Annotated in this window: 13 protein-coding genes; 11 read left to right on the forward strand and 2 right to left on the reverse strand. The window is 63.3% G+C overall.

Translation table 11 applies throughout. From position 1 onward, the window contains the following. Position 1 precedes the first annotated feature (1 nt). The 8 genes from tssE to PSH84_RS20805 all read left to right on the forward strand — a co-directional run bounded on the left by tssE (position 2) and on the right by PSH84_RS20805 (position 11,213). Positions 2-445, forward strand: a complete 444-nt coding sequence (gene tssE / locus PSH84_RS20770; RefSeq protein ID WP_122565661.1) for a type VI secretion system baseplate subunit TssE — start codon at positions 2-4, stop codon at positions 443-445. After that, a complete protein-coding gene (gene tssF, locus PSH84_RS20775; RefSeq protein WP_122565662.1) occupies positions 429-2,219 on the forward strand; it encodes a type VI secretion system baseplate subunit TssF in 1,791 nt (596 codons plus the stop codon). Before tssE ends, tssF begins: the two co-directional genes overlap by 17 nt. Further along, positions 2,183-3,208, forward strand: coding sequence for a type VI secretion system baseplate subunit TssG (gene tssG / locus PSH84_RS20780; protein WP_305481710.1), 1,026 nt, complete (start codon positions 2,183-2,185; stop codon positions 3,206-3,208). The genes tssF and tssG overlap by 37 nt, the downstream gene beginning before the upstream one ends. Before the next feature lies 1 nt (position 3,209). Further along, on the forward strand, positions 3,210-5,753 hold the full coding sequence (gene tssH / locus PSH84_RS20785; protein ID WP_122565664.1) for a type VI secretion system ATPase TssH: 2,544 nt from the start codon (positions 3,210-3,212) through the stop codon (positions 5,751-5,753). A gap of 14 nt (positions 5,754-5,767) precedes the next feature. After that, positions 5,768-6,436, forward strand: a complete 669-nt coding sequence (locus PSH84_RS20790; RefSeq protein ID WP_122565665.1) for an endonuclease/exonuclease/phosphatase family protein — start codon at positions 5,768-5,770, stop codon at positions 6,434-6,436. Between the two features lie 43 nt (positions 6,437-6,479). Next, a complete protein-coding gene (gene tssI, locus PSH84_RS20795; RefSeq protein WP_305481711.1) occupies positions 6,480-8,489 on the forward strand; it encodes a type VI secretion system tip protein TssI/VgrG in 2,010 nt (669 codons plus the stop codon). A 13-nt stretch (positions 8,490-8,502) separates the two neighbouring features. After that, complete coding sequence (locus PSH84_RS20800) at positions 8,503-9,039, forward strand: toxin-antitoxin system YwqK family antitoxin (RefSeq protein WP_122565667.1); 537 nt, start codon at positions 8,503-8,505, stop codon at positions 9,037-9,039. A 1,220-nt stretch (positions 9,040-10,259) separates the two neighbouring features. Then, positions 10,260-11,213: an MBL fold metallo-hydrolase gene (locus tag PSH84_RS20805; RefSeq protein ID WP_122565669.1), complete on the forward strand. Its 954-nt coding sequence runs from the start codon at positions 10,260-10,262 to the stop codon at positions 11,211-11,213. Positions 11,214-11,268: 55 nt separating this feature from the next. On the opposite strand, the gene PSH84_RS20810 is transcribed toward PSH84_RS20805, so the two are convergent. Together PSH84_RS20810 and PSH84_RS20815 are read right to left on the reverse strand one after the other, a co-directional pair. Next, positions 11,269-12,690 (reverse strand): diaminobutyrate--2-oxoglutarate transaminase, encoded by a 1,422-nt coding sequence (locus PSH84_RS20810; RefSeq protein WP_305481712.1) that lies wholly within the window; start codon positions 12,688-12,690, stop codon positions 11,269-11,271. A 108-nt stretch (positions 12,691-12,798) separates the two neighbouring features. Then, positions 12,799-14,862 carry a TonB-dependent receptor gene (locus PSH84_RS20815; protein ID WP_305467293.1) on the reverse strand — a complete coding sequence of 688 codons (2,064 nt, stop codon included), beginning with the start codon at positions 14,860-14,862 and terminating at the stop codon, positions 12,799-12,801. A 247-nt stretch (positions 14,863-15,109) separates the two neighbouring features. Here PSH84_RS20815 and PSH84_RS20820 point away from each other — a divergent pair, with 247 nt between their 5' ends. From PSH84_RS20820 to PSH84_RS20830, 3 genes are read left to right on the forward strand one after another with little or no spacing between them, the layout of a single operon-like run. After that, on the forward strand, positions 15,110-16,087 hold the full coding sequence (locus PSH84_RS20820; RefSeq protein WP_305467295.1) for a TauD/TfdA family dioxygenase: 978 nt from the start codon (positions 15,110-15,112) through the stop codon (positions 16,085-16,087). A 7-nt stretch (positions 16,088-16,094) separates the two neighbouring features. Then, complete coding sequence (locus PSH84_RS20825) at positions 16,095-19,523, forward strand: condensation domain-containing protein (protein WP_305481713.1); 3,429 nt, start codon at positions 16,095-16,097, stop codon at positions 19,521-19,523. Between the two features lie 17 nt (positions 19,524-19,540). After that, positions 19,541-20,587, forward strand: a complete 1,047-nt coding sequence (locus PSH84_RS20830) for a TauD/TfdA family dioxygenase (RefSeq protein ID WP_305481714.1) — start codon at positions 19,541-19,543, stop codon at positions 20,585-20,587. Positions 20,588-20,632 lie beyond the last annotated feature (45 nt).

A 20,632-nucleotide genomic window follows, 5' to 3' on the forward strand; every position in this document is an offset into this window, starting at 1 on the left:
CATGGCTGGCTTCGGGCTGCGCCCGCCCCTGTTCGAACGCCTGTCCAGCCTGGCGGACGATCCCGGGCGGGCGTTCGACCGACAGGCGTTGCAAGACTCGGTGCATGCCGAACTGTCGCGCCTGTTCAATACCCGTCGTGGCCCACGGGCACTGACCGAACCACCGAGCATCCTGGACTATGGCATCGCCGACTGGACCGCGCTGCAACAGCAGCGCAGCGATGACCGCCGTCAACTGACCCGGGAAATTCGCCAGGCCATCACCCACTTCGAACCGCGCCTGCGCCTGGGTGAGGTCGAGGTCTGCCCTGTGCCGGGCCAGCCGCAGCAACTGTGCATACGGTTGTCGGGCGAGCTGCGCGGCGACCTGCACGCCTGGCCCGTGGCCTTTGTTATCGAGCCCGCCGGCGACGGCCTGGAGGTACGCCATGAGCGACTCGATTGATCCGCAACTGCTGGACTATTACCAACGCGAGCTGACCTGGTTGCGCCACGCCGGGAGCCTGTTCGCCGAGCGTTACCCCAAGGTCGCCCGGCGCCTGGCGTTGTCTCCCGGCGAATGCCCCGACCCCCACGTCGAGCGCCTGCTGGAAGGGTTCGCCCTACTGGCCGCGCGCTTGCAACGGCGGCTGGATGACGACTACGCCGAATTCAGCGATGCCCTGCTCGAACAGCTTTACCCGTTGGCCATGCGGCCCTTGCCGTCCTGCGCCATCGTGCAGTTCGAGCCCGACCCGAGCAAAGGCAACTTGAACGAGGGCTATCCGCTGCCTCGCGACACGCCGCTGTTCGTCACCACCGACACAGGCCAGAGCATTCATTTTCGCACTACGGCCGCCGTGCATCTGTGGCCAGTACACATCGGCGAAGCACTGCTGTTGGGCAGTGATGAAGCCCAGGCGCTGACCGGGGTGGTCCAGGCCCGCTCGGCCTTGCGCCTGGAACTGCGTTGCCTGGGGGAAAGCCAGTGGTCGACGCTGGGGATCGACTCGCTACGGGTGCACCTGGCGGCGTCACCGATGATCAACGCCGGGCTATACGATTTGCTGGGCGCTCACGCCATCAAGGTCCTGGCCGGCGCGCCGGGCAGCGTACCCGAGCCACTGGCTGGCCTGCCGCAGATCGTCGGCTTCGCCAGCGATCAGGTCTTGCTGCCGGACGAGGACGGCGTGCACCCTGGCATGCGCCTGCTGGCCGAATACTTTGCCTTCCCGGATAAATTCAGCTTCTTCGACCTGCCCCTGGCCGGCGCCACCAGCGACAGCCAGTCCTTGTACCTGTACATCGTGTTCGACCGTGCCCCCACCAGCCGCCTGCCGCTCCAGGCCAGCGACATTGCCCTGGGCTGCACCCCGGTGATCAACCTGTTCCCCCGAACGTCCGAACCCCTGCGCCCGGACGGCACCCGCAGCGAGTACCGGCTGGTGGCCGACAGTCATCGGGAAAACAGCGTCGAGATCCATAGCATCCGGGGCATGCGCGCCATCTCCGGCCAGGGCGTGCGCAAAGTGCCGGCCTACTACGGCAGCCAGCATGGCAACGACCAAACCTGCTACTGGCATGCGCGCCGGGTCAGCGGCATGAGCCCGAACCGGCTGGGCACCGACGTGATGGTCAGCCTGGTGGACACCCAGTTCGACCCGCTGGCCGACACCCGCGACTACAGCCTCACCGCCGAACTGCTGTGCACCAACCGCCACCTGGCCCAAAGCCTGCCGGCCGGTACGCCGCTGGGTTTCGAGCGTCCGGGGCCGGTGGCCTGGGCGCGCTTGCGCAACCCACCCAGCCCGCAAAGCTTGCCGCGCCTGGACGGTGAATCGCGCTGGCGGCTGGTGTCGCAATTGACCCTCAACCATCTGTCATTGGTCGAGGGCCCCCAGGCATTGGACGCACTGCGCGAGATTCTCCAATTGCACAACCTGCGGGACGAGGCCAGCGCCCATCGCCAGATCGAAGGAGTATCGGGGCTGAGCTGCGACCGCGTCATCGCCCATGTCGGCGAAGACGCCTGGCGCGGCTGGCGAAACGGCCTGGAGGTACGCCTGCAACTGGATCCGCAACACTTTGTCGGCAGTAGCGCCGTGCTCTTTTCCGGCGTACTGGCGCAGTTCTTTTCCCTTTATGCCACCGCCAATCGCTTCGTGCGCACCGTACTGGTCCAGTCCGACAAGGAGGTGAAGACATGGCAACCCCAAGCCGGCAAACCCCTGGTGCTCTGAACCTGAACGAGCGATTGCGGCGCGACCCGCAACGCTTCGAATGGCTCCAGGCCTTGCTGTTGCTCGAACGCGAACACCCCCAGGCCGAACCCTTGGGCAGCGGCACCGCGCCGCACGCCGAAGCCTTGCGCCTGCGCGGGCCCTTGACGCCGCTGTTCGCCGCCAGTGAAGTCGAGAGCCTGAGCCAGGAACCCGGTCTGCCACCGACCTTGATCACACCGATCTTCGGCCTCGGCGGCCCGGACGGCCCGTTGCCCTACGCCTACCAGGAATGGCTGCAACAACGGGCGCGGGCGAAGGATCATGCCCCGGCGGAATTCCTCGACCTATTCCAGCATCGCCTGCTCAGCCTGCTTTACAAGGTGATGCGCAAGCATCGCATCGCCCTCGGTTTCACCGCCCCAGGCGCGTCCGCCGTACACGCGCAACTGCGCGCGTTGACCGGCCTGCTGCCCAAGGCCTTGCAGGAACGCCAGGCCGCGCCCGACTCGGCGGTCCTGGCCTGCACCGCGCTGTACGCCGATGGCCGGCGCTCCCTGGACGGGTTCGCGGCGATTGTCCGTGAACAGTTCGGCTTGCCCGTGGAGCTGAGTGCCTATGAAGGGGGCTGGCGTGAAATCCCACCGGCCAGCCGTAGCCGCTTGCAACCGGGCGGACGCAACCTGCGCCTGGGCCGCAACGCGGTGGCCGGCACCCGGGTCTGGGACGAACACGCCGGCGTGCGCCTGACCCTCGGCCCACTGAGCACGGCCCAGGCCAGCGGATTGCTGCCCACCGGCGAGACTCATCCGCTGCTCGCCAGCCTTTACGCCCTGTATTTCGGCCCTGACCTGGATTGCACCCTGGTGCTGCTGGTCCGCGGCGCCGGCCCGCTGCAACTGGGCCGTCAGGCAGCGCCACGGCTGAACTGGAACGGCGGCCTGCAACGCCAGTCGAGCCTGGCCGTGCAACGGATCGAAACCCGCCTTCGTCAGCCGGAGATCGCCTGAAATGGAACTGGCCAGCCTGATCGGGCGCCTCAACCCGGACAACCGCCGCGCCCTGGAACGGGCCGCGCAACGCTGCATGCAGCGCAGCCATCACTATGTGGAAATCGAACACCTGCTGCTGGAGTTGCTCGACATCGAAGGCGGTGACTTCGCCTGCCTGCTGCCGCGTTTCGGCCTGGAGCGTGACGCGGTGGCCGCGGAAACCAACAAGGCCCTGGACCTGTTCAAGTCCGGCAGCACTCGTACACCCGCCCTGTCGGCGCAGACCATCGGCCTGTTGGAAGACGCCGTGGTCCAGGCCAGTGTGCTGGGTCTGGAGAGCATCCGCTCCGGGCTGTTGCTCCTGGCACTGCTGGACCGTGATGAACGCCGCAGCCTGCTGCTCAACAGCGCCTCGTCGCTGCTGCGCATTCCTCGCGACGCCCTGCGCGCCCATCTCTTGGAATGGACCGAAAGCTCCCGCGAGCATGTCGGTGGCGTGCGCTCGGCCAAACCCGGCGAGGCACCACAGAAACAGGACCCGGTGCTCGACCAGTACACCCAGGACCTGACCGCCGACGCCCGGGACGGCCGCATCGACCCCATCGTCGGCCGCGATGGGGAAATTCGCCAGTGCATCGACATCCTGCTCCGACGCCGGCAGAACAACCCGATCCTGGTGGGCGCGCCGGGCGTCGGCAAGACCGCCGTGGTGGAAGGCCTGGCCCTGCGTATCGCCGCCGGGGATGTGCCGCCATCGTTGCAGGAAGTCACCCTGCGCGTCTTGGACCTGGGCCTGTTGCAGGCCGGCGCGGGCGTCAAGGGTGAGTTCGAGCAACGCCTCAAGGGCGTCATCGATGCGGTACGCAACGCCGAAAAACCGATCATCCTGTTCATCGACGAGGCCCACACGCTGATCGGTGCGGGCGGTGCAGAAGGCGGCAGCGACGCGGCCAATCTGCTCAAGCCGGCCCTGGCCCGGGGCGAACTGCGCACTCTGGCCGCCACCACCTGGCTGGAATATAAAAAATATTTCGAGAAAGACCCCGCCCTGGCCCGCCGCTTCCAGTTGGTGCAAGTCGAAGAGCCGGACGAACTCACCGCCGTGGAAATGCTCCGTGGCGTGGCGAGCAAACTGGAGCAGCACCACGGCGTGCAGGTGTTGGATGCCGCCATCCACGAGGCAGTGAAGCTGTCCCACCGCTACATCTCCGGGCGCCAGTTGCCGGACAAAGCCATCAGCGTGCTCGACACCGCCTGCGCCCGAGTCGCCCTCGGCCAGCACGACGTACCGCCGCCGCTGGAAAGCCTGCGCCACCGGCAGAACAGCCTCAAGGATGAAGTTGAACGCCTGCGTCGCGAACAGGCCACCGGGCTCGATCACCGCGAACGCATCACCCTGCTGGAGAGCGAATCGACCAGCAACGTACAAGCCATCCGCGAGCTGGAAACCCGTTGGGGCGAAGAGCGCGAAGCGGTGCGCGAACTGCTCGACACCCGGCGCGAACTGCTCGCCCTGAGCGAACGTGCCGACAGTGAAAAAGCCGACACCGAGATCGATAACCGCATCGACCACCTGGCCGCCGAGCTGCTGCGCCTGGAAGCCGGCCTCGATGCCATTCGCCAGGACGATCCGCTGGTGCCCGAACAGGTGGACAGCAAGACCGTCGCCGCGGTGATCGCCGGCTGGACCGGCATCCCAGTCGGCAAGATGCTCGCCGACGAAGCCCACGCCGTGCGCACCCTCGGCCAGCGCATGGGCCAGCGGGTGATGGGCCAGGGCACGGCCCTGAACACCATCGCCCAACGCCTGCAAGCCTACCGCGCCGGCCTCACCGACCCACAGAAACCGGTCGGCGTGTTCCTGCTGGTGGGGCCCACCGGCGTGGGCAAGACCGAAACCGCCTACGCCTTGGCCGATGCTCTGTACGGTGGTGAACGCAACCTGATCAGTATCAACCTCTCGGAGTACCAGGAAGCCCACACCGTCAGCCAACTCAAAGGCGCCCCGCCCGGCTACGTCGGCTACGGCAGCGGCGGCGTGCTCACCGAAGCGGTGCGGCGCAAACCCTACTCCGTGGTGTTGCTGGATGAAATCGAAAAGGCCCACCCGGACGTGCTCGAAGCCTTCTACAACGTCTTCGACAAAGGCCTGATGGAAGACGGCACCGGCCTGGTGGTGGACTTCAAGAACACCGTGATGCTCGCCACCAGCAACGTCGGCGCCGAACTGCTGCTGGACACGCCAGTGGCGCAAGTGGGCAGCGACGACTTCAACGAAGCCTTGCACAAGGTGCTGCTGCAAGCGTTCCGCCCGGCGTTCCTGGCGCGCATGACGGTGGTCGCGTACCGGCCGCTGGATGAAGCGACGCTGGAAGGCATCGTGCTGGCGAAGTTGGAGAAATTGCGCGGGCGCTACAAGGCCGCGACCGGCAAACAGTTCGAGTTCGATGCCGGGATCGTCAAGGCCGTGTTGGCCAAATGCAGCGCGGCGGGGGCACGGGACGTCGAGAATGTGTTGATGACGCAGGTGACGGGAAAATTGGCGGAGTGGGTACTGGAGTAAGGAGTACAGGACTCATGAGAATCGGCAGCTTCAACGTTGAAAAAAACGGCAAGTCTTCCACCCTGGAAAAGCAAACCCAGGTGGATATCTTTCTCTACAACTGTTGCTCCAGTAACTACTGGGACGCGGACATCATTTTTTTGTGCGAAATACATTCGGCACAAATCGACAACTACCGCTCAAACCTGGCGGCCATCTACAAGAACTACAGTGTCCATGCGTTTACTGGCGGCTACTCGAACGCCTACATCGTCATGGTCAAGAGCTTTGAGCAATTGCAAGTGATCAGCCAGGGCAGCCTGTTTACCCTGAACAGGGACTTGATTGCGGTGGAGGCCAACGGTGTGAAGGGTTATACCGGCTACGTGTTCCTCGCACACTTCAAGTCCGGCCAGAATGGCGTGACCAAGAGCCAGCTCAAATCCTGTACGGCCCTGGGCGGTAAATGGGTCGCGACAGGTGACCTTAATCTGGATTATCAAAACGTCGGACAGCTCGATACGGCGGGGCTTGCCTATGAGTGTTGGAACGGCCAGCAGACCCAGAGCAAGGGCGGCATTCTCGACTGGGTTCTGGCATCGGCGGACGTGAAGGTCGTGCCGGTCGACATCACCGGGCTTGCCCAGGTGTTCGATATGTCCGGCCCCGATCACCGCCCCATCCTCTTCGATGTGACGAGCTGAACGACAACGGTCGCCGTTTTCCACGCCCTGCCGAGGACGCTTGATGCCCCGCTCCACCGACAGCAACACCACCCTTTCCCTCACCGCCAGCTCGCTGTCGGCGCTGTACCCCGATTCGCTGTCCGGCGAAGAACGCCTCAACGCCTTGGGCTCGCACACCCTCAACGGCATCAACGACGGCGCCTCGCTGGACCTCACGACGGCCGTCGCCAGCCATGTGACCACCACGCTGCACCAGGACGCCTTGCTGCGCCCGCTGGATTGGCTGGTGGCCGAGATTCGCCAACTGCCGGCCGATGCCACCGCCGAGCGTTATCAGCTTTTGCTCCGGCCCTGGCTCTGGTGGTTGAGCCTGGCCAGCAACAACCGCGTGTTCCAGAACCTCGCCACCTCGGACATCGTCACCACGATTTTCAAGGCCCACGGTTTCACCGATTTCCAACTCAAGCTCAGCGGTAGCTACACACCCCGCGAGTACTGCGTGCAATACGGCGAAACCGACCTGGCCTTCGTCTCGCGCCTGCTGGAGGAAGACGGGATTTTCTGGTTCTTCAGCCATGAAGACGGCAAGCACACACTGATACTGGCCGACAGCAACGACGCCTTCGTGCCCATCCCCAATGGCCCGACGGTGAATTATCTCGGACAGAAACTGGGGGAGCGAGAGCTGCACGGCATCCGCTCAGGGCAAGTGTGCCTGCAAGCGGTGGCCGGGGTTTACCAGGCCACCGATTATGAGTTCACCACGCCGACCACCTCGCTCTTCAGCCAGGCCGAAGCCGTGGCCGGGCCGAGTTCGATGTATGAGCATCCGGGCAGCTATACCGCCAAGGCGCAGGGCGATGCGTTGACCAAGCAGCGAGTGGATGGCCTGCGCAGCCAGGAGAAACGTTTTGTCGGCGAAAGCGATTGCCGCTGGCTGGTGCCAGGGTATTGGTTCACCCTCGCCGGCCATGAAGATACGACGTTGAATATCGATTGGGTGGTGACGTCGGTCAACCATGAAGCCAGCCACGACAGCTACCGCAACCGCTTCGAAGCGATCCCCAAGGCCACGGCTTATCGACCGGCCCGCGTCACGGCAAAACCGCGCATGCGCACCCAGACGGCCGTAGTGGTGGGCAAGGCCGGCGAAGAAATCTGGACCGATGAATACGGCCGGATCAAGTTGCAATTCCCCTGGGACCGCACCGGCAAGAACGACGAGACTTCCTCCTGCTGGGTGCGCGTGGTCTTGCCTTGGAGCGGCAAAGGCTTTGGCATGCAGTTCGTGCCGCGCATCGGCCAGGAAGTCATCGTGACCTTCATCGACGGCGACCCGGATCGTCCCCTGGTCACCGGTTGCGTCTACAACGGCGACAACGCCCTGCCCTACGCGCTGCCGGCGAACCAGACCCAATCCGGAATCAAGACCAACTCGTCCAAGGGTGGCGGTGGTTTCAACGAGTTGCGCTTCGAAGACAAGAAGGACGCCGAAGAGGTGTTTCTCCAGGCGCAAAAGGACTTCAATATCAACGTGCTCAACGACACCACCGCCACCGTCGGCCACGACGAAACCCTCACGGTGCAGAATGCCCGCACCCGCACGGTGAAGGATGGCGACGAAACCGTCACCCTGGAGAAAGGCAAGCGCAGCGTGACCATCCAGACCGGCAGCGACAGCCTCGATGTGAAGGACACCCGCACCGTCACCGTGGGCTCGGACCAGACCCACAGCACCGGTGGCGACTACGACCACAAGGTCACCGGTAACTACAGCCTGACGGTGGATGGCAACCTGACCATCAAGGTCAGCGGCACCCTGACCCTGCAAAGCGGCGGCAGCTTCGCCATCAAGAGCGGCGCGGACCTGGCGGCCCAGGCCAGCACCTCCATCAGCCACAAAGCCGGCACGGCCCTGAGCAACCAGGCCGGGACGTCATTGGAAAACAAGGCCGGAACCACCCTCACCAACGACGCCGGCATCAGCCTGGTGAACAAGGCGGCCGCCGAACAGACCGTGGACGGCGGCGGCATGCTGACCATCAAGGGTGGCCTGGTGAAGGTCAACTGACAGGGGCACAACGATGACCACGAAAAGACTGGATGTGGAACGTGGTGACAGTCGGCTGGACGGGGAACTGGTCGATGGCCGGCTCGACGGCCCACTGCAGATCGAAGAAGCGCAACGCCCGCAAGCAAAACTCAACTACAGCCAAGGTGAACTGCAAGGCACCAGCACGTTGTATCACCCCAATGGCAAGGTCTCGGCGGTCTTGCCGTTCGTGAAGGGCAAATTACAGGGCGTGGCGAGCTTCTACGCGGCCGAAGGCGGCCTGCAACGCCAGGCCACCTACCGCCGCGGGTTGTTGCACGGTGAGGCGAACAACTACTTCCCCGACGGGCAACTGGCCGAAGCCGAGGTCTATCGCGACGGCGTGCGCGACGGTCGCTACCGCCGCCTGCACCCCAACGGCAACCCGGCGGTAGAAGCCCGCTACCTCAACGGCCAACTGCTGGAACCGCCCCACGCCTACGCCGAAGACGGCCGCCCACTGGACGCCGAGGGTAAACCGATCTCCCGGCTGCGTTGGTGGTTCAGGCGCTGGAATGACCCCGCTTAAGCATGCCCCCAGCTTTTCTGTGGGAGTGGGCTTGCTCGCGAAAGCGGTGTGTCAACTTGCATTGATGTTGACGGTGCCGCCGCCATCGCGAGCAAGCTCACTCCCACAATGGCCCTGTGCTGAATGCAAAACGCCTGAACACCCCAGATCCCCTGTGGGAGCGAGCTTGCTCGCGAAAGCGGTGTGTCAACTTGCATTGATGTTGACGGTGCCGCCGCCGTCGCGAGCAAGCTCGCTCCCACAATGGCCCTGCGTTGAATGCAAAACGCCTGAACACCCCAGATCCCCTGTGGGAGCGAGCTTGCTCGCGAAAGCGGTGTGTCAGCTTGCATTGATGTTGACGGTGCCGCCGCCATCGCGAGCAAGCTCGCTCCCACAATGGCCCTGTGCTGAATGCAAAACGCCTGAACACCCCAGATCCCCTGTGGGAGTGGGCTTGCTCGCGAAAGCGGTGTGTCAGCTTGCATTGATGTTGACGGTGCCGCCGCCATCGCGAGCAAGCTCACTCCCACAATGGCCCTGTGCTGAATGCAAAACACCTGAACACCCCAGATCCCCTGTGGGAGTGGGCTTGCTCGCGAAAGCGGTGTGTCAGCTTGCATTGATGTTGACGGTGCCGCCGCCATCGCGAGCAGGCTCGCTCCCACAATGGCCCTGTGCTGAATGCAAAACACCTGAACACCCCAGATCCCCTGTGGGAGCGAGCTTGCTCGCGAAAGCGGTGTGTCAGCTTGCATTGATGTTGACGGTGCCGCCGCCATCCGAGCAGGCTCGCTCCCACAATGGCCCTGTGCTGAATGCAAAACGCCTGAACACCCCAGATCCCCTGTGGGAGTGGGCTTGCTCGCGAAAGCGGTGTGTCAACTTGCATTGATGTTGACGGTGCCGCCGCCATCGCGAGCAAGCTCGCTCCCACAATGGCCCTGCGTTGAATGCAAAACACCTGAACACCCCAGATCCCCTGTGGGAGCGAGCTTGCTCGCGATGGCGGTGCGTCAGTTTGCATAGATGGTGCCTGTGCCACCGTCTCCCCGGCTCACTGAAATGCCCATACCTTTTGCTGGGGTCAATCACGCTAAAGCGCCTGCGCAACATACCCACGTATGGTATCGAACGCGGTCCGGCGCGATGCAGACTCATTCTCCAGGCGATCCCTACTCTCTCATGTCGAGCGAGGCGGCTTTCGCCAAGTCCCTGAGCCAAGCCATCGGAGAACGACCATGACCACCCATTTGAACACCCCTGCTGCAAAGGACGGAATGCATCCGGATTCAAACATGAACGTGCACGCGACTGCGTACGAGGAGTTGGTCCCTTCGCGTTATGCGCTGAAGATTGGTGAGATCGACGTGCTGGTGGTCAGCGATGGGGTATTGCCGCTGCCGACCTCGACGATGTCCACCAATGCCGACCCAGCCGCCCGCGCGGCTTGGTTCAAGGACATGTTCCTGGGCCCGGACGCCTTCGATTGGGCGCTGAACGTGCTGGTGGTGCGCAGCGGCGAACAAACCATACTGGTGGATGCCGGGCTTGGCGGCCAGTTCCCCGGTTTCCCACGGGCCGGGCAGTTCCCCAAGCGCCTGGCTGCCGCCGGTATCGATCTCGCCTCGGTGACCGACGTGGTGATTACCCACATGCACATGGACCACATTGGCGGGCTGCTGGTCGATGAGGTGAAGCACCGGCTGCGTCCGGACGTACGGATCCATGTCGCGGCGATCGAGGTAGCGTTTTGGGCGGCGCCGGATTTCTCCCACACCGTCATGCCCTCGCCGGTACCGGACGTGCTGCGCGCCACCGCCGAGCAATTCATGCACGAGTACCACGACAAACTGTGCACATTCGAGGAAACCTACGAGGTCGCGCCGGGCGTGGTCGTCAAGCGCACCGGCGGCCATACCCCGGGGCACAGCGTGGTCCACGTGACCTGCGGCGAGGAGCGGTTGACGTTCGCCGGCGATGCCTTGTTCCCGGTCGCCTTCGACCACCCCGACTGGCACAACGGCTTTGAACATGACCCTGAAGAATCGGTCCGCGTTCGGGTCCGCCTGATGCAAGAAGCGGCGGCGTCCGGTGAGCTGCTGGTCGCCACTCACCTGCCGTTCCCCTCCGTTGGCCGAGTGGCGGTCGACGGTGACGCCTTTCGCTGGGTTGCGGCCTATTGGGACTACTGATTACGCTTCGAGGCGGGGCCAGCGTCCAAACCGGACGCCGGTCCTAACCCGATGATCAGCGTGCGGGCCGCTCGTTGATCGTGCTCGCGGCCTGGAACAGGATTTTCCCGACGAAATCGATTTCCTGCTCGGTGATGATCAACGGCGGCAGGAAGCGCACGGTCGCGCCGTGGCGGCCGCCCAGTTCAACGATCAGTCCGTGCTTCAAGCACGCCTGTTGGAAAGCCTTGGCCCGGGCCGTGTCCACCGGCGGATGACCCTGTACATCAGGGGTGCCCTGCGGGTCGACGATTTCCATGCCGAGCATCAGGCCACGTCCACGCACATCGCCGATCCAGGCGAACTCGTTTTGCAGTGCCTGCAATTGCTTTTGCAGGTGAGCCCCCACCGTTTCGGCGTGCTGGACCAAGCCTTGATCGCGGATGAAGCGCAAGGTCGCGGTACCCGCCGCCATCGCCAACTGATTGCCACGGAACGTGCCGGCGTGGGCACCCGGCTGCCAGACGTCCAGCGACTCGTGGTAGACCATCACCGACAGCGGCAACCCGCCGCCAATGGCTTTGGACAGGGTGATGACATCCGGGGTGATGCCCGATTGCTCGAAGCCGAACATCCGGCCGCTGCGGGCAATGCCGCACTGGATCTCGTCGACGATCAGCGGAATGCTGTGGGCCTGGGTCAACCGGCGCAGCTCCTGCAGCCAACGGTCCGGCGCGGCAATCACTCCGCCCTCGCCCTGGATCGGCTCCAGGATCATCGCCGCCGGTGCGGTCACCCCGCTTTCCGGGTCGTTGAGCAAATGTTCGAGGTAACGCACGTTCAACGTGACCGCTTGATCGCCGGCCACCCCGAACGGGCAACGATAATCGTGAGGGAACGGCAGGCGCTGTACCCCGGGCATCAACGCGCCCAGGGCATTTTTCGGCGACAGGTTGCCGCTGATGGCCAGCGTGCCCAAGGTCATCCCGTGATAGGCCCCTTCGAACGCCAGGACCGAATGCCGCCCGGTGGCGGTACGGGTCAACTTGAGCGCGGCCTCGACCGCATCAGCCCCACTCGGGCCGCAGAATTGAATGCGCGCGTGACGAGCGAACTCGCTGGGCAGGCACGCGAAAATTTCCTGGACGAATGCGTCCTTCACAGGTGTCATGAGGTCCAGGGTATGCATCGGCACACCGGCCGCCATGACCTGGGTGATGGCTTCGACGATCACCGGGTGGTTGTGCCCCAGGGCCAGGGTTCCAGCACCGGCCAGGCAATCGACGAACACTTGCCCTCGGCTGTCCTGCACATAAATGCCATGGGCCCTTTCAAGCACCAGAGGAATGCGTCGCGGGTAACTGCGGGCGTTGGACTCCTGCTGTTGCTGACGCTCCAGCAGCGGCGTCGAGTCGAGGCAGTAGGGGCTCGACAGACCGGTGTGCAACAGGCGTAGCTGTTGCGCGCCACCTGCTGTGACATTCGAAAAAGCACTCATGATTTCCTCCATGGAGGCTGGGTTTGGAAGGGAACGAACAGCCTGGAAACAAACATCCGAAATGTTGCAGGACAGGCGCGGGGAGATTGCCTCCCCGCGCCCATGGGTTTACATGTCGTAGCGCAGGATCATCCCCACCGTGCGCGGTGCGCCAACGTCGATGATGTCGTCGTTGCGGTTGTTGGTGACGTATTCCTTGTCGAACGCGTTCTTCACGTAGGCGGATACCGCGACGTTCTTGGTGACTTTGTACTCGGTGTTGAAATTCACCAGCACATAGGCGTCGCTCTTACGTTCACCAGTGACTTTGCCGCTTGCGTCGAACTCGTACTCCGAAGGCGCGGTGCTCTGATAGACAATGTCCGTGCCGAAGATCAGGCGATCGTCGAAGCGATAGACACCACCCACCGAGGCCTTGTATTTAGGCGCGTAGAGGAACGCCTCGCCGCTTCTGTCCTGACCATTGTCAGCAACGAAATCCTTGTATTTGCTATCGGTAATGGCGCCACCGACATTCAGGGTCAGCTGTTCGGTGATGTCTTTTTCGACGAAGACTTCCAGGCCCTTGATGTCACTGCGACCAGCGTTGTAGATATCAATGACGTTGCTACCGGCTTGGCGCACGCTGACCTGCTGATCTTTCCAATCCGTGTAATACAGGTTGGCGCGAGTACGCAGGGTCTTGTCGAAGAACGAACCACGATAGGACAGCTCGTAGTTGGTGGTGTATTCCGGGTCGTAGGCTTGGTGACCGCTACCGGAACGCAGGTTGACACCGCCACCGCGATAGCCCTTCTGCACCGTGAAACCGAGGTACTGGTCCGTTGCCAGTTCGTAGTCGATGCCGAGCTTCGGCAGTACGGCATCAAACGACTTTTTGATTTTCTCAGGAACGAAGCGGCCGTCTGCCTCAATGTCGGTATCGTTGGTCTCGTGGTCGTAACGCAGGCCGGTGATCAACGTCCAACGCGGCGCGAACGTCCAGTTGACTTCACCGAACACCGCCTTGTTTTCAATCTTGGTATCACCTTTGACGGTACGAACCAGCACGTCATCGAACAACAACCGGTCGTGGAAGGCGTTGGTGTTATGGCCATAGTAGGCACCGACGAAACTCTTCACCGTGTCCGAGTCGTAATTCAGACGCAACTCCTGACTGAACAGGTTACCGTCCTGCTTACGCAGAACGACCTCGTTGTCCACCGCTGTCTGGTCAAAGTCCAAACGGTTGCTGTAGTCCGTGCTGGTATTGGCGGTCATGCTCGTCAGCGACCAGGCATCGTTCAGGCGGTAATCCACCTTGGCGCTGAGGGTGTCCTGCTTGAGGTTGTCGAAGGCCTCGGTATTGGACGCGATGTCGTAATAGCTCGGCTTGCCATCGGCGCCGCGCATCGTCGAGCGGTCACCCTGGCGATGTTCGTTATGGGCATAAGTCAGCAAGACGTCAGTGTCGTCATTGGGCAGGATCAGCAATTTACCGCGGGCGTTGCTGGTGCGATGCGGGTTGGCGTCTTTATCGAGCGTGGTGTTGCGGATGTAGCCGTCACCGTCGGAATAATCCACGGCGATACGACCGGCGATCTTGTCATCCACAATGGCCCCGCCACCGGCCACGGCCGCGCCGTGTTCACCGTAGTTGCCCACGTTGGTCTGCGCCGAGAAGCTCGGTTCGAACGTTGGGTTCTTGGTTCGGATAACCACCGCGCCGGCCAGGGAGTTACGGCCTTGGGTGGTGGATTGCGGGCCCAGGAAAACCTCGACCTGCTCGGCATCCCAGAGCGGGACCGGGCTGAGGGTCAGCGCGCGGTTCGGCTGCACGGCACCGTCGACATACACCGACACCGCACCGTTGAGGGCCGCCGGGCCCTGGTCGTCGAAACCGGACACCGGCACGCCACGGATACCCCAGTTCTCATTGCCGGCCTGGCTATAGACGCCGGGCGTGCGGGCAAACACATCCACCAGGTCCTTGTCGCCGTGCTCACGCAGGTTCTTGTCGGTGACGACCACGACGCTGGACTGGGTCTTATCAAGGGTACGGTCGATCTTTTCACCGGTTACGGTGATTGGAGCGATCTCCATCTTGCCGGCTTCTTCAGCCGCCCAAGCACCGTTGCTCAGGCCGATGGCCGACCCTACAGCCAACGCAATTGTGTTCTTTTTGAAATTCACGCCCCGCTCCCCTGCGACAGATATTTTTGGTTTTTTGAGCTGGCCGAAGGCTGTTTGGCGCCAGCGGAGCGGAGTCTAATCCAAAAAAAAAATTAAATAAATAGTATTGATAATCCATCTCATTTGTACCTAGTATGTCGTCTTGTATTGCCTTACATACATTACAGACGAGTCCTACATCGCTGACCGCTGCCTTGCTTTCATGGTCGTGTGACTGGTCGAAGACGCTATAAGAGGATGCACAAGGATGACCTCAATCGAACACCTGAACGGGCGTTCCGAGCTTTTTTCAATGGCGCCCACGGATGCAAGCGCCCAATCGCTACCCGTGCTGGTGCAGGGGACGTCGGGACAGTCGATCCACGACCTGGACGCTTCGATTCGCGACAGCCTGGCCCAGGTCCTGACTACGGTGGGCGGTGTGTTGTTCCGTGGCTTCACCGTCGCCACCCCCATCGACTTCAAGCGCTTCGCCGCCAGCTTCGGCGCGCCGCTGGCCAGCTACGAATTCGGCTCCACGCCGCGCAGCAAAGTCTTCGCCGGGGTCTATAGCTCCACCGAGTACCCGGCCCATCAATTCATTCCGCTGCACAACGAACAGGCCTACACCCGCCCCTGGCCTTCGCGCATCTGGTTCCACTGCATCAAGGCCAGCGAAACCGGCGGCGAGACCCCGATTGCCGACAGCCGCCTGATCTACCAGCGCATGCCTGCCGAGATCCGCGAGCTGTTTGCCAGCCGCGAGCTGCTTTATGTACGCAACTACAGCGGCGCCCTGGACCTGCCCTGGGAAAAAGTCTTCAACACTCAGGACCGTGCCGAGGTCGAACGCTACTGCCAGGACAACGACATCGAGTGGGAATGGAAAGCCGATGGCGACCTGCGCACCCGCCAGCGTTGCGCCGCCGTGCAGCAGCATCCCGAAACCGGTGAGTGGGTCTGGTTCAACCAGGCGCACCTGTTCCATGTCTCGGCCATCGAACCCAGCGTACGCGCCAGCCTGCTGGCGGCGGTGGGCGAAGAGAACCTGCCGCGCCATGTCTATTTCGGCGACGGCTCGCCGATTGCCGACGACATGCTCGACACCGTGCGCGAGGTCTACCGCGAGACGGCCATCAGTTTTCCCTGGCAGCCCGGCGATATCCTGATGCTCGACAACCGACTGGTGGCACACGGTCGCAATCCTTTCACCGGTGACCGCAAAGTCATCGTGGCCATGGCGTGAATTGCACATGTTTTCTTTCGAACACTGGATCGACGTGCTGGAAGCCAACGCCCAGCACTTCCCTCAGCGTGCCGCCCTGCATTTTCTACCGGACGGCGTAGAGATCGGCGAAACCCTGACTTTTGCCCAACTGCACGAGCAATCCCGTTCGCTGGCGGCCGCGTTGCAAGCGCGTTATGCCCCGGGTGATCGGGTGCTGTTGATGCTGCCCAGCAGCCTCGACTACGCCCGCGCCTTCTGTGCCTGCTTGTACGCGGGCCTGATCGCGGTGCCATTGTTTCCGCCACCGTCGCGCAAGCCGCGCCACCTCGACCGCGTCCGCAACGTGGTGGTGGATGCCGAACCGGCGCTGATTTTCGCCCCGGCGGATTATCGCGAAGGTTTGCTGGAACTGGTGGAGGGCCGGGTCGATGTGCTGACCGTCCAGGACCTGGGCACGCCACCGGCAAGCCAGTGGCAGCGTCCGGCCATCGATGGTTCAACGGTGGCCTTCCTGCAATACACCTCGGGCTCTACCGGCTCGCCAAAAGGCGTCGAGGTGCGTCAGCGCAACCTGATCGCCAACGTCGAACTGATGCGCCAGGCCTACGCCTTCGACGAGCACGGCGCCATGGTCAACTGGCTGCCGCTGTACCACGACATGGGCCTGATCGGCGGTATGCTGGCCCCGCTCTACAGCGGCATGCCGTGCTACCTGATGGCCTCCCAGACCTTCGTCAATGCGCCGTCGACCTGGTTGCAAGCGTTGAGTCGCTACCGCGCCACCGCCAGTTTCGCTCCCAACTTCGCCTATGCCCTGTGCAACCGCGTGGTCAGCGACAACCTGATCGCGCAGCTCGACCTGAGCGCCTGGAAACACGCCATCAACGGCGCCGAACCGATCCACCCCGGCACCCTGGAAGCCTTCGCCCAGCGCTTTGCCGCCTGTGGCCTGAACCCGTTGGCCATCAGCCCCGGTTATGGCCAGGCCGAAGCGACCCTGTGTGTCAGCGCCACACCGGCCGACGCGCTGCCGGTGGTGCTGCGCCTGGACAAGGCCGTGCTGGAAACCGGCCGCGTGGCGCTGGCGGCGACCGATGCCGCCGCCGTGGAGTTCGTCGCCTGTGGTTACCCGCAAGCCTTGCACAGCATCGCCATCGTCGACCCACAGACCTTCGAGCAATGCGCCGCCGATCGCATCGGCGAAGTCTGGCTCAAAGGCCCGAGCAACGCCGAATCCTACTGGAAGAATCCCGAGGCCACTCGCGAAGCCTTTGAAGCCCGGATTGCCGGTTCATCGGAACATTACCTGCGCTCCGGCGACCTGGGCTTCATGCACCAAGGCCAGGTCGTCATCTGCGGACGGCTCAAGGACCTGTTGATTCTCAATGGGCGAAACCTCTACCCCCACGACATCGAATTCGCCATTACCGACGCCGAGCCGGGCATCCGCACCGGGCGCATCGCCGCCTTCTCGGAAATGGACCCGGCACTGGGCCGCGAGAAGCTGGTGATTGTCGCCGAGCCGCAACGCAAGTTCGTCGACCCGGCGCATCACCCGGCGCTGTTCGCCTCGATGCAAAACGCCGTGCGCGAAGCCGCCGACTGCGGCATCGACCAGATCGTGCTGGTGCAAGCCGGCACCATCCCGATGACCACCAGCGGCAAGATCGCCCGTCAAGGTGCACGCAAACAGCTCGCCGCAGGCACGTTGAGCATCATCGCCCAGAGCGGTGGAACGCTCGCCTCGAACGGCGAAGCCCTTGACCTTGCCGAGTTCAAGCACCTGGCGACCGAAAAGTCGCAACAGGCCCAAGCCGCCTGCCGCCAATGGCTGGAACAGACGCTGCGCGAGGTCAACCCGTATTTTTCCGCCGACTTCGACCTCAGCCTGATCGGCCAGGGCCTGGATTCCATCGGCGTGGCCGACTTTGCCGCGCGCCTGCACAAGGACCTGGGCTGGAACCTCGATACCCAAAGCCTGTTCGGGGACACCACCCTCGGGCAATGGGCACTGGCCCTGCAAAGCTTCCTGAATGAGGCGGTGCCGACGGCCGAGGCTTCGACCGAGCAGGCCAACCTCAGCCAGGGGCATCAATCGTTCGCCCAGCGTCGCCTGTGGTTCCTGCGCCAACTGAACCCGGACGACACCCGTCATAACCTGGTGCTGCACCTGCGCCTGCAAGGTCCGCTGGACATCGAGACGCTGACCCTGCGGTTAAACACGCTGGTCGAGCGGCATGGCGTGTTGCGCACGGTGTACCGCGATGGTGTCGATGGCCCGCAACAACAGGTATTGCCGGCCACAGCGGTAGCGCTGGTCCATCATGATTTGCGTGAGCACAATGAAGCCCAGCAACAACAAGCGCTGAGCCAACGCTTGGCCGACGAACACGCCACCCCGGTCGATCTGCAAGCCGGCCCGCTGCTGCGGGCACAGTTGCTCAGTCGCCATGACCAACAGCATGACCTGCTGCTGACCCTGCACCACATCGCCTTCGACGGGCGCTCGGCGCAACTATTGTTGGCGGAACTGGCGGGGTCGGCGGACGCCGCGCTCCCAGGGCAATACCTCGACTTCGCTCAATGGGAAGCCCGGCACTGGAGCGAACAGCAGATCGCCACCGAGCAGGACTTCTGGCACGGACACCTGGCCGGCCTGCCCCAAACCTTGGAACTGGGTGGCAGCGGCCAGGCCCCGGGCGAGCACAGCCTGGACTTCAACGTGCCCCAGGCCAGCTGCGAACAGTTGGCAGCGCTGGCCCGCGAGCAAGGCATGACCTTGTTCATGCTGTTGCTGGCCAGTTACCAACTGGTGCTCAAGCAACTGGGCGGCCAGCAGCAGTTCCTGCTGGGTACCGACGTCAGCGGCCGGCCACTGGCAGAGCACAACGACGTCATCGGTTTCTTCGTCAACCAGTTGACCCTGCGCTGCGACCTGCGCGGCGAACCGACCCTGGCTGGTTTCCTGGAGCGGGTTCGCGATGAAGCGCGCCTGGTCTATGCCCATCAAGGCCTGCCTTTCGACCTGGTGGTCTCGGCTCTGGCGCCGCAGCGCCGGCCCGGTCACTCGCCGCTGTTCCAAGTCAAGCTCAACTATCAACCGTCACGGGTGGCGCCGACCGCCATCGCCGGCGCGCAGTTGAGCGCGCTGGACGTGGCCCAGGCACCGGGGGATTTCCACCTGGTGCTCGACCTCGTGCACGGCAGCGATGGCCTCGCCGCGACCCTCAAGTATCGCGGCGAATACTTCGACCAGGGCCGAGCCTTGCGTCTGCAACACCTGTGGACGTGCCTGCTGGAACAACTACACACGCTGCTGGACGAGCCGTTGCCGGCGCTGGCCGAGCGCATCGACAGCTGGGACCAAGCCTTTGCCCGTGAGCGACAACAGTCCCAGGCGCTGGCCGGTCGCAGCCAGATGATGCAAGCCAAACGTCGCTCCTTGTCCCTTTAACCGAGTCGGATGCAATTATGTCTATCGTGCCCCCATCGCCACGCGCCCTCGGTGCAGTGCGTCGCAAAGCCATGAACGTCTCGGAACAACAGTTGGTGACCGAGCGCCTGCTCAGCCCGGACCACGCCCTGCCCCTGGTGATCGAGCCCGCGGTCAGTGGTGTCGATCTGGTCGCCTGGGCGGCCCGGGAACGCGAGTCGTTGGAAAAGAAACTGCTGCAATACGGCGCCCTGTTGTTTCGCGGCTTCAACGTCGCGTCCGTGGAACAATTCGACCAGGTGATCGCCGCCCTCTCTCCCGGCGCGCTGGAATACATGTTCCGCGCCTCGCCCCGGACCCGGGTCGGCGGCAACATCTACACCTCGACCGACTACCCGGCCGACCAGATGATTTTCCCCCACAACGAACACTCCTACTCGCCGCGCTTCCCGCTGCGACTGTTCTTCTACTGCCAACTGCCGTCCGAGACCGGTGGTGAAACACCCATTGGCTCGACCCGCGCCGTGAAGGCCAGGATCAGCCCGCAGATCGAAGCGCGGTTCCGGGAAAAAGGCGTGCTGTACGTGCGCAACTACGGCGACGGTTTCGGCCTGCCGTGGCAGACCGTGTTCCAGTCCGAGGACCGTGGCGAAGTGGAAGCCTACTGCGCCAGCGTCGGCATCGAAGTGGAATGGAAAGACAACAATCGCCTGCGCACCCGCCAACGCGGGCCGGCCGTGGTGCGCCACCCGCGCACTGGCGAAGAGGTCTGGTTCAACCACGCCACGTTCTTCCACATCAGCACCCTGCCCGGGCGGATCCGCGATTCTCTGCAAAGCAACTTCAACGACCTCGACCTGCCCACCAACACTTTTTATGGCGACGGCGACCCCATCGAACCGCAGGTCCTGGAATCGCTACGCGCGGCCTACCTCGACTCGCTGGTGCGGTTTAGCTGGCAACAGGGGGACGTGTTGTTCATCGACAACATGCTCGCTGTGCACGGTCGTGAACCCTTCACCGGCAAGCGCGCCATCATGACCGGCATGGCCGAAGCCCTGCTGTCGAGCGACGTTGCCGTGTGACATTCAACGAGGCCACCCGCCGTTCGCAGGAGGCTTGCCCGACCC

The organism is Pseudomonas beijingensis (assembly GCF_030687295.1).
Taxonomy (GTDB): Bacteria; Pseudomonadota; Gammaproteobacteria; order Pseudomonadales; family Pseudomonadaceae; genus Aquipseudomonas; species Aquipseudomonas beijingensis.